We start from the raw sequence: 13,500 nt of genomic DNA, 5'->3' as shown, positions 1-13,500 counted from the left end.
GACTATGGCCCCGCAGGTCCATACCCGAATCCGTTGTGACCGGCCGCGCCTCGCGGCTAGTCCATAAACAAGGTGCTGACCGACTCCTCGCGATTCACGCGCCGGATGGTCTCGGCCAGCATGCCGGCCACGCTCAACTGGCGGATGCGATCGCAGGCGGCCGCCTCGGGACGCAGCGGAATGGTGTCGGTCACCACCAGCTCGTCGAGCGAGGACGAGTCGATATTCTTGATCGCCGGCCCGGACAATACCGCGTGCGTGGCATACGCCACCACCCGCGCCGCGCCGTGCTCCTTGAGCGCCTTGGCGGCCTGGCACAGGGTGCCGGCGGTATCCACCAGGTCATCGATGATGATGCAGGTCTTGCCTTCCACCTCACCGATGATGTGCATCACCCGCGCCTCGTTGGGCTTGGGGCGGCGCTTGTCGATAATGGCCAGTTCGGCGTCGTCCAGGCGCTTGGCGAGCGCGCGGGCGCGCACCACGCCGCCGACGTCCGGCGACACCACGATCAGGTTCGGATGCTTCTGCCGCCAGATGTCGCCCAGCAGGACCGGCGAGGCATAGACGTTATCGACCGGGATGTCGAAAAAGCCCTGCACCTGGTCCGCATGCAGATCGACGGTGAGCACCCGGTTCACGCCGATGCTGGTCAGCAGATTCGCGACCACCTTGGCCGAAATCGGCACCCGGGCGGAACGCACCCGGCGGTCCTGCCGGGCATAGCCGAAATAGGGGATCACGGCCGTGATGCGCGCAGCCGAAGCGCGGCGCAGCGCATCCACCATGATCAGCAGTTCCATGATGTTGTGGTTGGTCGGCACACAGGTCGGCTGGACCAGGAAGACGTCCCGGCCCCGCACGTTCTCCAGGATTTCCACCTGGATCTCGCCATCGCTGAACTCGCTGACCAGCGCCTTGCCCAGCGGGATATTGAGATGCGCAACTACATCCTGGGCGAGCTGGAGGTTCGCATTCCCGGCGAATACCATCATGCGGCTGCTTTCGGACACCATCACTTTTCCCGCTGCTTAACGAATATGGCTGGGCCGCCAGGATTCGAACCTGGGAATGACGGGATCAAAACCCGTTGCCTTACCGCTTGGCGACGGCCCAGTAGAGTGTTGAGCGCTCAATCTTCCTCGGACAACCTGTCCAGGAGTATGGAACGGTTGCGCCCGCGCGCCACAAATCCGGGCCAGCGCCCCGCCAGCGCCTCATGTGCGGCCTGCGCAGCATCCCGGTCGGGGAAGGCTGCGAACAAACAACCGCCACTGCCCGTCAGGCGTGTCGGCGCATGGGTCCCGAGCGCGTTCAGTGCGGCGTCGACTTCAGGATAGCGCGCCCGCACGACCGGCTCGAAGACGTTGTCGCCCGCCCCCGACGAAAAGTCGCGTATTGTGAGCGGCGGGCAATTGCGTGTCAATTCCGGGGCTTGGAATAACGCCCCGGTCGCGACGTGCACCGGCGGGCAGAGCACCACGTACCAGGGCTCGGGCAATTGGACCGGCGTAAGCCGTTCACCCACCCCTTCCGCCCAGGCGGCCTGGCCGTGCACGAAGACCGGCACGTCGGCCCCCAGGGTCAGTCCGATTTGCGCCAAAGCCTCCGGCGACAGGCCACAGCGCCACAGGCGGTTGAGCGCCACCAGCGTGGTGGCGGCATCGGAGCTGCCGCCGCCCAGCCCCCCGCCCATGGGCAGGTGCTTTTCCAGGCGGATGTCCACGCCCTGCGTCACGCCGGCGGCCGCCTGCAGGGCACGGGCCGCGCGCACGCAGAGGTCCTGATCCTGCGGCACATCAGCCGGCCCCTCGCTGCGCCTGATCGCACCGTCCGCACGCGGGGTAAAGAACAGGCTGTCGCCCCGGTCCAGGAACTGGAAAACCGTCTGCAGCAGGTGATAGCCGTCGTCGCGACGCCCGACGATGTGCAAGAAGAGGTTCAGCTTGGCCGGCGCCGGCCAGGCGGCGTCAGCCGGCATGGCCCAGGTCCCAGGAATCGACCACCAGCCTGACCCGCACCCCCGGGCGCACCAGCGTCACGCGCTGCGGCAGGGACCGGTCGGCGGGACCGCCCAGGTAATTATCGTATGTGACTGTCCACCCTGCCTGCCGGAAGGTCTGGGCGCGTCCGTCGGCATCCAGCGCCAGCCCCTCGGTCGCCTCGCCCGGCACCGGCACGCCCAGCAGCCAGTAGCGCATGCCCTGCACCGGCAACTGCCAGCCCAGGGCCTGATTCATAAGCCGTTCGGGATCGGCAGCCTGATAGCGCTCGCCGCGGGCGGTCTGCAGCACGACGGTCCGGGGATTACCGCGCAGGCGGGCGAGAATGCGTCCCAGCGGCCCGTAGATATCGATCTCGTAGCCGGCCGGTCGCTGCTGCCAGCGCAGACTCGCCTGCCAGCCCTTGCCGTCCACCCGTACGGCGACGCGCCCGTCGAGGCGCCAGTCCGCGGCGCTCTGCAGGTGGGCGACGCGCATGGTCCAGTCGGCATGCTGCACGGCCCTGTCGGGCGGCAGACTGGCACAGCCGCCCAGCATCAGGGCCAGGAGAAGCCACGCGAAACGCATCACAAACCGAGCGCTTTTTTGAGTCGGCGCAGATCGTGGTCGTCAGGGGTTTTGGCCAGGGCCTGATTGAGCAGCTTGCGCGCTTCCGTGCGTTTGCCTTGTGCGTGCAGGACCTCGACCAGATGTGCGGCCACCTCGGGATTGTCGAACATGCCGTAGGCCTTGCGCAGGTCCTTTTCCGCTTTTTCGAGGTGTCCGAGCCGGTACTGCACCCAGCCCATGCTGTCGAGAATGGCCGGGTCGTTGGGGCGCAGTTCCAGAGCACGGCTGATGTACTTGTACGCCTCCCGGTAGCGGTCGGTACGGTCGGCCAGGGTGTAGCCCAGTGCATTCAGAGCGGTGGCGTTGTCGGGCTCGCGCTTGAGGATGCTGCGCAGGTCGCGTTCCAGCCAGTCGATGCGCCCCAGTTTTTCCGCCATCAGCGCACGCGCATACAGCAGATCGTTGTTGTCGGGAAACTGCCTGAGCGCCTCGTCGAACAGCTCCATGCCGGCCTGATAGTCGCCTGCCTCGCGCAGCAACTGGCCCTCCGCGAGATACAGGCGGACCTGGATCTCGGAATTGGCGCTCAGCGAGCGCAGCCGTGCCAGGGTGGCGCGGGCCTGCTCGATGCGCCCGAGCTTGGCCAGCAGCCCCGCGATGCGCAGCTGCGCGTCCAGGAAGTACTTGCCGTCCACCACCTTGTAGTAATAGGCGATGGCCTGTTCTGCTTTACCCTGCTTTTCGGCGATGCGTCCCAGATAATAGGTCGCGACGGTAACGTGGCTGTCGCCCACGCGCACCAGACGCTTGAGATAGCCCTCGGCCAACTTGTAATGCTTGCGCTCCATGTTCAACAGCCCGAGCGTCAGCAGCAGGTTGCCGTCCTTGGGACGCATCTTCAGCGCCTCGGCGAACTCCCGCTCCGCCGCGGTATACCGCTTGGCGGACAGCAGCACCCGCGCGTAGCTCACCCGCACGTGAAAATCGCGGGGATGGCGCTGGACCAGCGCCTTGAGTTCGCGGATGCCGCGATCGACCTGTCCCAGCTCGACGTAGATCCGGGCGCGCAGGATGAGGGCATCGAGCAGGTCCGGCTTCAGGTCGAGCGCCGCCTGCACGTGCTTCAGGGCATCCTGGTCCGCGCCGGCGTCCAGTTGCACCCGCGCCGCCATGAGCTGTGCGTAGGCGGATTTGGGATGCGCCGCCGCGAGCTCGGTGGCGGCCACCGATGCGTTGGCACTGTCCTTTTCGTTGCTCAGCAGTTCGTAGATCAGGGCATAACCGTCCTTTTCGGACTGCCCCGGCGTGTTGAGGATTTTTTCGAACCAGGACAGCGCCTCGTGGGTCTTGCCCGTCCGCACCAGCAATACGGCCACCGTCTGCTGCGCCTGCAGATTGTCCGGCGCCAACTCGGCCCAGCGCCGGGCGGCCCGCAGCGCCTCCTGTTCGTGCCGGGCGAAGATCGCGATGCGCGTGGCGCGTTCGGCCAGCACCGGATCACCGCTGGAGTCGGCCGCCTTGAGGTAATACTCCAGCGCCTGATCGATCTGCCCCGTCTGACCGGCCATTTCGCCGGCCAGGATGTTGTACAAAACATCGGCACGCTGATCCGAGCGCACCACCTCGGCGGGCGCGGCGGTCTCCGCGGACGGCGGCATCGTGGTGGGGGGAGTGGGCGTGGTGGCACAGCCGCCGACCAGCCCGGTCAGGCCGAGAATCGCGATCAGCGCACGGAATCGCATGCGATCATCCCTAAGAAATTCATTTTCTCACTATACCTTGAATCAGGCCGGGCTGTCCCCGGGATATCGGGAACTAATAACCCCCCGCCCTGCTTCTAACAATCAACCGTGCCTCGCCCTCAGCTTGTATTCCAAAGGGCCATCGCCGAAAATTTACTGTTTACCTGGCCGCGCGTCTTAGAATTACGCCCATGTCTCTGTTCACCCTAGGGATCAACCATCGCAGCGCACCCGTCGCGGTGCGCGAGCGCATGGTGTTTTCCGGTGAAACCCTGGAGCAGGCGCTGCGCGACATGCTGATCGCAACGGGGGTCGAGGAAGCGGCCATCCTGTCCACCTGCAACCGCACCGAAATCTACACCCTGCTGCATACGGCCGAGCAGGAGGAGGAAATCCTCGAATGGCTGGGGCGCGTCCACCAGTTCCCCATGGCCGACTTCCTGCCCTACATGTACCGGCATCTCGACCAGGAGGCGGTGCGTCACACCCTGCGGGTGGCCAGCGGCCTGGACTCGATGGTGCTCGGCGAGCCGCAGATCCTGGGCCAGCTCAAGGATGCCTATCGCAGCGCGCACCACGCCGGCACCCTGGGCCGGCAACTGGGGCGATTGTTCCAGCACGCCTTCGCCGCCGCCAAACAGGTACGCACCGAAACCGCCATCGGCGCCAGCCCGGTATCCGTGGCCTTCGCCGCGGTGAACCTGGCCAAACAGATCTTCGCGGACCTGCGCGAACAAACCGCCCTGATGATCGGCGCGGGCGAGACCATCGAACTGGCGGCCCGCCACCTGCACGGCCAGGGCATCGGCCGGCTGATCATCGCCAACCGCAGTATCGAACGCGCCCAGGTCCTGGCCGAAGGCCTGGAGGGCGAGGGCATCGCCCTCACCGACATTGCCGAACGCCTGCCCGAGGCGGATATCGTGATCTCCTCCACCGCTTCGCCGCTGCCCGTGCTGGGCAAGGGTGCGGTGGAGCGCGCGCTCAAGATCCGCAAGCACCGCCCCATGCTGATGGTCGACATCGCGGTACCGCGCGACATCGAACCCGAGGTCAACGAACTGCAGGACGTCTACCTGTACTCGGTGGACGACCTGGAAAGCGTCATCGAGAGCAACCAGCGCTCGCGCCAGGAGGCCGCCCACCAGGCCGAAGAGATCATCGACATCCAGGTCGAGGAATTCATGGGCTGGCTGCGCGTGCAGGACGCCGTACACACCATTCGCGACTACCGCGAACACGCCCACGCCGTACAGAACGAGGTGCTGGAGAAGGCGCAACGCATGCTGGCCCAGCACAAGGACCCGCAGGCCGCGCTGGAATATCTGGCCCATACCCTCACCAACAAGCTGCTGCACAATCCCACCCAGGCCCTGAACATGGCGGCCCGGGAAGGACGCGACGAACTGCTCGACGCCGCCCAGGTGCTGCTGGGCATCTCCGACGGCCCCGACGACGCCGACAAACCCTGATGAAGGCCTCGCTGGAACAAAAGCTTGCCGCCCTGTGCGAGCGGCATGCCGAGATTGCCGCCCTGCTCGCCGACCCGGACGTGATCGGCGACAGCGACCGCTTTCGCGCCCTGTCCAAGGAATACAGCCAGCTGGAGCCGGTGGTCACCGGCTACCGGCAATATCAGCAGACCGTCGAGGCGATCGCCCATGCCCGCGAGATGCTGGGCGAAAGCGAAGCCGAACTGCGCGAACTCGCCCGCGAGGAACTGGAAGAGGCCAACAGCCGGCTGGAAACCCAGGAGCACACGCTGCAACTGCTGCTGATCCCCAGGGATCCGCACGACGAGGGCAACGTCTTTCTGGAGATCCGTGCCGGCACCGGCGGCGACGAGGCCGCTCTGTTCGCCGGCGATCTCTACCGCATGTATGCCCGCTATGCCGAACGGCTCGGCTGGCAGACCGAGGTGCTGAGCGAACACGAGGGTGAACACGGCGGCTACAAGGAGATCGTCGTGCGCATCAAGGGCCAGGGCGCCTACTCGCGTCTCAAGTTCGAGTCCGGCGCGCACCGCGTGCAGCGCGTGCCGGAGACCGAATCCCAGGGACGCATCCACACCTCGGCCGCCACGGTGGCGGTGCTGCCCGAGGTGGAGGAAATCGAATCGGTGGACATCAACCCGGCCGACCTGCGCGTCGACACCTACCGTGCCTCCGGCGCCGGCGGCCAGCACGTCAACCGCACCGACTCTGCCGTGCGCCTCACCCACCTGCCCTCCGGCATCGTGGTGGAATGCCAGGACGAGCGCTCGCAGCACAAGAACCGCGCGCGCGCCATGAGCCTGCTGGCCTCGCGCCTGCTGGAACAGGAACGCGCGCAGCAGCGCCAGGCCCAGGCCTCCACCCGCAAGGACCTGGTCGGCAGCGGCGACCGCTCGGAACGCATCCGCACCTACAACTTCCCGCAGGGCCGGGTCACCGACCACCGCATCAATCTCACCCTGTACAAACTCGACGAGGTGATGGCCGGTGATCTCGACCCCGTCATCGATCCGCTGATCCAGGAATATCAGGCCGACCTGCTCGCCGAACTCGGCGAATGAACCGGCCGCCGACCGCATGTCCGACGACAGCCCCACCGTGTCCGAACTGCTCAAGGCGGCGACGGCGCGGCTCGCCACCAGCCCCAGCCCGCGCCTGGACGCCGAGGTGCTGCTCGCGCACGCCCTGCTGCATCCCCGCAGCTGGTTGATCGCCTGGCCCGAGTTCCGCCCCGACGCCGAACAGTTGGCTGACTTCGAATCCCTGCTCGCGCGCCGGGCGGCCGGGGAGCCGGTGGCCTACCTGACCGGCCAACGGGAATTCTGGTCCCTGGACCTCGCCGTTTCCCCCGACGTGCTCATCCCCCGCCCCGATACCGAACTGTTGGTGGAAGCGGCCCTGGCGCACCTGCCCGCCGGCTCGCCCCTGAAAATCGCCGACCTGGGCACCGGTTCCGGCGCCGTCGCGCTGGCACTGGCCCACGAACGGCCGACCGGCCTGCTCATCGCGATCGACCGCAGCGCGGGTGCCATCCGCCAGGCCTGCACCAACGCCCGTCGCCTCGAGATACGCAATGTCCTGTTCATCCAGACGGCGTGGCTGGCCCCGGTCGCGGCGCACAGCCTGGATCTGATCGTGGCCAATCCACCCTACATCGCCGCCCACGACCCGCATCTGGAACAGGGAGACCTACGCTACGAGCCGCGTGACGCACTGATCAGCGGCCCCGAGGGACTGGATGACCTGACCTGCATTGCCGGGCAGGCCGCCACCTGCCTCAAGCCCGGGGGCTGGCTGTTGCTGGAACATGGACAGGACCAGGGCGGCGCGGTGCGTGCCCTGCTGACCTCCCGGGGCTACCGGCACGTAGACACGCTGACCGATCTGGAAGACCGGGGACGCGTCACCCTGGGCCAGGCCTCGTGAACGCGGGCGTTACGACCCCGGTCGAGGCCACTCCGCCGCATCGCCCGGAGAGTTGATTTCTCCCCGTCTCCGACTACGATTGACCGTATGGGGGATGAGGATAAATTCATCAAGCATCGTGAAATCGGGTTCCGGGGACCGCACCCCGACCCGAATCAGGCGCAATCGGCGCTGCTGTTGCTCAGCGACGTGGACGGCGTGCTGCAGACCCATCTCCTGGATGCGGAGCGCATCGCCATTTCCTACGATCTGACCCGACTCACCCTGCGCGAGATCGAAGACGCGTTGATCGAAATCGGTTTCCACATCAACAACAATCTGCTCTACAAACTCAAGCGGGCACTCTGCGACTATACCGAAGAGATCGAACGCGGGAACCTGGGTATCGACAATCAGCCCTGCCAGCGCAATTGCGCGCGCAAGGTGTTCGCCAATTACTATCGCAATCGCGATCACGGTTGCCGCGACGGCCGCCCGCCCATTTGGCGACACTATCTTTAGAAAATCCCCCCGATGCCGTGATTTTCGCGGTATTCTTTTTTATTGCAATAAATTCAAGGCATTGTTTAAATGACTTAATCGGGGGCGCAGCGTGTTCCCGAGGGCTGTCACACGACCACCAATCACCTCAAAGACGATGATCTTTTATGGAAGATAGCGCACTAAAAATACCTAAGCTGCGCAAGCCCGTGCGGCTATGGATTCACCCCGAAGGGGCGGTCGTCGGCCATATATTCCTGCAGGAACGCAGCGACTACCACGAGGGTGCGGAAGACCCCATCGAGGTGCTCAACAACGATGCACCATTTTTGGTCATGCATGTCACGGCGGAGGACGAATTCCGTTTTTACAACAAAAACTCCATCGTGCGTGCCGAATTCGAAGAGGAACCGCCGCCGGAATCCCCGGGGATGACCGTGATCAGTTGCCGGGCGCAGTTGATGGACGGCAGCCTGATCAAGGGTGAGATTCGCGAATTTCTGCCGCCGAATCATCAACGCCTCTATGACTACATCAATATTCTCGATCATCGTTTTCTGCGGCTCTATACCGCTAATAATCAGGTCGTGCTGATACACAAGAGCTATATCGTCAGAATCACCCCGCTCGACGAACCGTCTAGCGGAGATTAAAACCCGGGGGCGCCGTGAGCCTGATACGAAACATTCAGGTTGACCGCTTGCTGGGTAAGCTGCTGGCCCCCGGCCAGCTCCAGTCTGTTGGCAATCAAGACGTCGATAAGCTGCGGCGCTGGGCCGAAAGCTCCGTGCCAAGGCTCATTGACGCCCTGGCCCAGGCCAGCGGGGAGGAGGCGGAACAGATCATCGCACTGCTGGCCCGCATGCTCGACCACAAGACGGTGCACCCCATCGCCACCGGGCTGGCCAACCCCAACCCGACCGTGGTGAACCGGATCGTCGAGGTCCTGCAGCGACGGCCGTCCGCGTATAACCCCAATGAGCTGGTCCCCCTGTTCTCCGAATCCAGCGTCAGCAAATCCGGGCTGATCAAGGCGCTGTCGGCCAGCGGCAAGACGCTCGACAAGAACAACCTCCTCAAACAGGCCTATACCCTCGAGGCCAACGACCGCAAGGCCCTGTTCAACCTCATCAGTGAGATCGTGGACGAATCGATGATCCCCGAACTGCTGAACCGGTTGTCGGGAACCGACCAGAGCATTCGCGTCAACATCGTGCGCCTGCTGGCCCGCTTCAATACACCGCAGGTCCGCACCGCGCTGCAGGGATTGCTGTCGGACAAAAACCCGCTGGTCAAACAGGCGGCGCTCGACACCCTCTCCGGCATGGACCTGACCATGGACGTGAGTCAGCTGGCCAAGCTGATGCGCGACGCGGACATCAACGTCCAGAACAAGGCGGTCGACGCGATGATCAAGCTACGCGACCCGCAGACCATCAAGTACCTCGTCCCGTTGCTCAAGGACGAATCCGAATACGTCCGCCGCGGCGCGGTGGAAGTGCTCAATGAAATAGGCAGCGCCCGCGACGTCAAGGACCTGCTGGAATCCGCCCGCGATGCCGACTGGTGGGTGCGGGCGCGCGCGGCCGACGCGCTCGCCAAGATCGGTGGCAAACGCGTGGTCGAGGCCGTGGTCGAGCTGATCCGCGACAAGGACGAATACATCCGCCGTTCCGCCATCGAGATTCTCAACGCCACCCGCGACGAACGCTCGCTTTCCTATCTGCTGCGCGCCCTGGACGACGAGGACTGGTGGGTGCGCGAACGCGCCGTGGACGCCCTGGCCGCCATCGGCAACAAGGCCGCGGTGCCGTCCCTGGTGCAGATGCTGAAAAAGGACCAGGAAGCCGCGCCGGTCGTGCTGCGCGCCCTGGCCACGCTGGGCGACGAAAAGATCATCCCGGCGGTGATCGACCAGCTCAAACAGCCGGTACCCAATATCCAGATCGAGGCGGTCTACACCCTCAAGGAGATCACCGACTCGCGCAACATGGAAAAGGTGATCACCGCCCTGAGCAAGCATACCCGCAAGGCCGAAGAAGAGGTTCAGGACGCCGCCGACCAGGTCATTCGCGACCTCGAGAAACACTTCAACAAGACCGAATTCCAGGATCGCCCGTTGGGAAGCGCAGAGGCGCAGCCCAAACTTCAACCGGATGCCGGCCTCGTCAGCACCTATCGCAAGGCCAGCGAGGAAACCCCGGACAACAAACTGCTCGACGTGAGCCGCCTGCGCGAAGGCGACCTGATCGACAACCGCTACCGCTACATCCAACAGGTCGGTAAAGGGGCGTTCGGCACCGTATTGCTGGTTGAGGACACCATGGTCCGTGAGCAATTGGTGCTCAAGATTCTGCACCCCGCCATGGCGGCCGATCAGGACATGATCAAACGCTTTACCCGCGAGCTGCGTTTCGCACGCCGCATCACCCATCCCAACGTCATCCGCATCCACGACTTCACCACCGCCGCGGGCCTGTTCGCCCTGTCGATGGAGTACTTCCCGTCGCATGCACTGGGTCAGGAAATGGCGGAGAAAAAACCCCTGCCGATCGAGCGCGCCCTCAAGATCGCCAAGGACATCGCCGACGGCATGTCAGCCGCGCATGCGCAGGGCGTGATCCATCGCGACCTTAAACCCAACAACGTGCTGATCAACGACAAGGAAGAAGTGAAGGTGGTGGATTTCGGCATCGCCGCCGCACACGACGTCGGCGACACGCGTCTCACCAAGACCGGTATCGTGGTCGGTACGCCGCGCTACATGGCACCCGAACAGGTGCTCGGCAAGCCCGTCGACGCCCAGAGTGACATTTACAGCCTGGGGTGTATTCTTTACGAAATGTTGTCCGGCCATTCACCCTATGACGGCGAGGACAACATGTCCCTGATGTACCAGCACGTTCAGGGCAAGGCGCAACCACTGCACGAGGTCAACCCCGAGGTCAGCCGTACATTGAGTGCGGTGGTCGCCAAGATGATGGCGGTCGACAAGACCAAACGCTATCAAAACATGGAGCAGGTGTCGCAAACCCTGTCCACGCTTCTGCACTGAGGTCATATGGCGAGAATCGATGCATTCTTAAAACTGGGCAGGGAGCAGGGTTGTTCCGACCTGCATCTTGCCGTCGGCGTCCCGCCCATGCTGCGCATGAACGGCGATATCCTGCCGATCAAATTCCGTGACCTCGGGGAACGCGAACTGGAAATGTACGTCCAGGAGATACTCACTCCCGCACAGAAGGCGCGCCTGAAGGAAGGCGAAGACCTGGATTTCTCCTACATCGCCAACGACATCGGCCGATTCCGCACCAACGTGTTTCGCAAGCTGGGCGGGATCGGCGCAACCTTCCGGCACATTCCCTCGCATATCAAACCGCTCAACGAACTCGGACTGCCGCCTGTCGTCACACGACTCGCCGACCATCACCAGGGCATGGTGCTGGTGACCGGCTCCACCGGTACCGGTAAGTCCACCACCCTCGCTTCAATCATCGACCACCTCAATGATTCGCGCTCGCTGAACATCATCAGCCTCGAAGACCCGATCGAGTTCGTGCACAAGAGCAAAAAGTCACAGGTCATCCAGCGCGAGGTCGGTACCCACGTCGACACCTTCGCCAACGGGATCCGTTCCGCGATGCGCGAGGATCCGGACGTTATCCTGGTGGGTGAGATGCGCGACTCGGATTCCATCCGCATGGCCATGGTCGCCGCCGAAACCGGCCATCTGGTTCTCGGCACCATGCACACCACGAGCGCGACCAAGTCACTGGACCGCATCATCGACTCCCTGCCGCCGGAAGAGCGCGAGCAGGGCAAGACCTTCCTCTCCCAGAACCTGCATGGGGTGATCACCCAGGTGCTGGTCAAGACCCCCGACGGCCGCGCCCGCAAGGCGATCGTCGAGGTCATGGTCATGACCCGCGCCATTTCCAAGATGATCATGACGGACAAGACCCATCAGATCCCTTCGCAGTTGCAGACCGGCCGCGAACAGGGCATGCAGCTCATGGATCAGGCCCTGCTCGAAGCCATCGAGAACAAGGAAATCGATCCGGATGCGGCCTACCACTTCGCCACCGACAAGAAACAGTTCCAGCGTTACGTCACCGATACCAATCTTTTGCCGCAGGTCAGCCTAGCAGGGAGCAGCAAATGAGGTTTGCTCATCGCGCTCACTCCACTCCACGAATCGCTCCATGAAAGAAATCGACAACATACTGACGAGCCTGATCGAACGTCGCGGATCCGACCTGCACGTGATCGCCGGCGATCCACTGCGCGCACGTATTTATGGTGAGCTCACCGTTATCGACGATACGCCGCTTTCCAACGACAAGGTGACGGAGTTCCTGAATGAGATCATTCCACCTCACTCCCGCGCCATTTTCGAGCGCGAAGACGGGGCGGACTTCGCCTACGAGATCGAAAACGTCTCCCGTTTCCGTGTCAACGCCTTTCGGCAGATCAACGGGCTCGGCGCCGTGTTTCGCGCCATTCCCACCCGCAGCAGCACGCTGAGCGAACTCAATCTGCCACCGGTGCTGACCTCTCTGTGCACCCACAAACAGGGCATGGTTCTGGTTACCGGCAAGACCGGTTCGGGCAAGTCGACGACGCTGGCCGCAATGGTGAACGAGATCAACGAAAACCGCAGCGGCCACATCATCACCATCGAGGACCCGATCGAATTCGTGCACCCGCGCAAGCGCTGCCTGATCTCCCAACGCCAGCTCGGGCTGCATACCAAAAGCTTTGCCAACGCCTTGCGCTCCGCGCTGCGTGAGGATCCGGACGTCATTCTGGTGGGTGAAATGCGTGACCTGGACACCATCAGCCTGGCGGTTACCGCAGCGGAAACGGGCATCCTGGTCATGGGCACGCTGCACACCAACCGTGCGCCCACCACCGTCGACCGCATCATCAACACCTTCCCGGCCAACAAGCAGTCCCAGGTGCGCGCCATGCTGTCCACCTCGCTGCGGGGCATCGTCTCCCAGCAACTGGTACGCAAGGCGGACGGGCAGGGACGCGCAGCGGCCGTCGAGGTACTGATCAATACCCCGGCGGTGGCAAACCTGATTCGCGAAGGCAAGTCGGAACAGCTCGAATCGATCATGCAGAGCAGCGCCCTGCAGGGCATGGTCACCATGGATTCCGCATTGCGCAGACTGCTCGATTCGAGCCAGATTTCCGAAGAGGAGGCCTATCTCCAGGCCATCGACAAATCATCCTTCCGCAAGCCGGCCGGCTATTCGACATCGGGGGAACCGGCACCGTCCTTCGATTAAGCCTCGCGCGGCG

Annotated in this window: 12 protein-coding genes and 1 tRNA gene; 8 read left to right on the top strand and 5 right to left on the bottom strand. The window is 63.9% G+C overall.

Going from position 1 to position 13,500, the window contains the following annotated elements:
• Nucleotides 1-56: 56 nt before the first annotated feature.
• The 5 genes from P8Y64_02280 to P8Y64_02260 all read right to left on the bottom strand — a co-directional run bounded on the left by P8Y64_02280 (nt 57) and on the right by P8Y64_02260 (nt 4,294).
• On the bottom strand, nt 57-995 hold the full coding sequence (locus P8Y64_02280; protein ID MEJ2059302.1) for a ribose-phosphate diphosphokinase: 939 nt from the start codon (nt 993-995) through the stop codon (nt 57-59).
• Nucleotides 996-1,041: 46 nt separating this feature from the next.
• Nucleotides 1,042-1,116, bottom strand: a tRNA-Gln gene (locus tag P8Y64_02275).
• Nucleotides 1,117-1,132: 16 nt separating this feature from the next.
• Nucleotides 1,133-1,981, bottom strand: coding sequence for a 4-(cytidine 5'-diphospho)-2-C-methyl-D-erythritol kinase (gene ispE, locus P8Y64_02270; protein ID MEJ2059301.1), 849 nt, complete (start codon nt 1,979-1,981; stop codon nt 1,133-1,135).
• Nucleotides 1,971-2,570 carry a lipoprotein insertase outer membrane protein LolB gene (gene lolB, locus P8Y64_02265; protein MEJ2059300.1) on the bottom strand — a complete coding sequence of 200 codons (600 nt, stop codon included), beginning with the start codon at nt 2,568-2,570 and terminating at the stop codon, nt 1,971-1,973. Before lolB ends, ispE begins: the two co-directional genes overlap by 11 nt.
• Nucleotides 2,570-4,294, bottom strand: a complete 1,725-nt coding sequence (locus P8Y64_02260) for a tetratricopeptide repeat protein (GenBank protein ID MEJ2059299.1) — start codon at nt 4,292-4,294, stop codon at nt 2,570-2,572. Before P8Y64_02260 ends, lolB begins: the two co-directional genes overlap by 1 nt.
• A 191-nt stretch (nt 4,295-4,485) precedes the next feature.
• Between P8Y64_02260 and hemA the strand changes: the two genes are divergently transcribed.
• The 8 genes from hemA (at nt 4,486) to P8Y64_02220 (ending at nt 13,487) form a co-directional block, all read left to right on the top strand.
• Nucleotides 4,486-5,766, top strand: a complete 1,281-nt coding sequence (gene hemA, locus P8Y64_02255) for a glutamyl-tRNA reductase (protein ID MEJ2059298.1) — start codon at nt 4,486-4,488, stop codon at nt 5,764-5,766.
• The gene (gene prfA, locus P8Y64_02250) at nt 5,766-6,848 is read left to right on the top strand and encodes a peptide chain release factor 1 (protein MEJ2059297.1); all 1,083 of its coding nucleotides are present in this window, start codon (nt 5,766-5,768) and stop codon (nt 6,846-6,848) included. Before hemA ends, prfA begins: the two co-directional genes overlap by 1 nt.
• Before the next feature lie 16 nt (nt 6,849-6,864).
• Nucleotides 6,865-7,713 carry a peptide chain release factor N(5)-glutamine methyltransferase gene (prmC, locus tag P8Y64_02245; protein ID MEJ2059296.1) on the top strand — a complete coding sequence of 283 codons (849 nt, stop codon included), beginning with the start codon at nt 6,865-6,867 and terminating at the stop codon, nt 7,711-7,713.
• 87 nt (nt 7,714-7,800) lie between these two features.
• Entirely contained in the window at nt 7,801-8,214 is a 414-nt protein-coding gene (locus P8Y64_02240) for a hypothetical protein (protein MEJ2059295.1), read from the top strand.
• A 146-nt stretch (nt 8,215-8,360) separates the two neighbouring features.
• Entirely contained in the window at nt 8,361-8,846 is a 486-nt protein-coding gene (locus tag P8Y64_02235; protein MEJ2059294.1) for a hypothetical protein, read from the top strand.
• 14 nt (nt 8,847-8,860) lie between these two features.
• Nucleotides 8,861-11,248, top strand: a complete 2,388-nt coding sequence (locus P8Y64_02230) for a HEAT repeat domain-containing protein (GenBank protein MEJ2059293.1) — start codon at nt 8,861-8,863, stop codon at nt 11,246-11,248.
• 6 nt (nt 11,249-11,254) lie between these two features.
• Nucleotides 11,255-12,355, top strand: a complete 1,101-nt coding sequence (locus tag P8Y64_02225; GenBank protein ID MEJ2059292.1) for a PilT/PilU family type 4a pilus ATPase — start codon at nt 11,255-11,257, stop codon at nt 12,353-12,355.
• A 40-nt stretch (nt 12,356-12,395) separates the two neighbouring features.
• On the top strand, nt 12,396-13,487 hold the full coding sequence (locus tag P8Y64_02220) for a type IV pilus twitching motility protein PilT (protein ID MEJ2059291.1): 1,092 nt from the start codon (nt 12,396-12,398) through the stop codon (nt 13,485-13,487).
• Nucleotides 13,488-13,500 lie beyond the last annotated feature (13 nt).

It is taken from the genome of Gammaproteobacteria bacterium (assembly GCA_037388465.1).
Classification (GTDB): Bacteria; Pseudomonadota; Gammaproteobacteria; order SpSt-1174; family SpSt-1174; genus JARRKE01.
This window is presented reverse-complemented; position numbering and strand designations above follow the sequence as displayed.

Bases quoted from the DNA above. Each gene is read 5' to 3' on its own strand.
- P8Y64_02280 (MEJ2059302.1), bottom strand. From the start codon at position 995: ATGATGGTATTCGCCGGGAATGCGAACCTCCAGCTCGCCCAGGATGTA.
- ispE (MEJ2059301.1), bottom strand. From the start codon at position 1,981: ATGCCGGCTGACGCCGCCTGGCCGGCGCCGGCCAAGCTGAACCTCTTC.
- lolB (MEJ2059300.1), bottom strand. From the start codon at position 2,570: ATGCGTTTCGCGTGGCTTCTCCTGGCCCTGATGCTGGGCGGCTGTGCC.
- P8Y64_02260 (MEJ2059299.1), bottom strand. From the start codon at position 4,294: ATGCGATTCCGTGCGCTGATCGCGATTCTCGGCCTGACCGGGCTGGTC.
- hemA (MEJ2059298.1), top strand. From the start codon at position 4,486: ATGTCTCTGTTCACCCTAGGGATCAACCATCGCAGCGCACCCGTCGCG.
- prfA (MEJ2059297.1), top strand. From the start codon at position 5,766: ATGAAGGCCTCGCTGGAACAAAAGCTTGCCGCCCTGTGCGAGCGGCAT.
- prmC (MEJ2059296.1), top strand. From the start codon at position 6,865: ATGTCCGACGACAGCCCCACCGTGTCCGAACTGCTCAAGGCGGCGACG.
- P8Y64_02240 (MEJ2059295.1), top strand. From the start codon at position 7,801: ATGGGGGATGAGGATAAATTCATCAAGCATCGTGAAATCGGGTTCCGG.
- P8Y64_02235 (MEJ2059294.1), top strand. From the start codon at position 8,361: ATGGAAGATAGCGCACTAAAAATACCTAAGCTGCGCAAGCCCGTGCGG.
- P8Y64_02225 (MEJ2059292.1), top strand. From the start codon at position 11,255: ATGGCGAGAATCGATGCATTCTTAAAACTGGGCAGGGAGCAGGGTTGT.
- P8Y64_02220 (MEJ2059291.1), top strand. From the start codon at position 12,396: ATGAAAGAAATCGACAACATACTGACGAGCCTGATCGAACGTCGCGGA.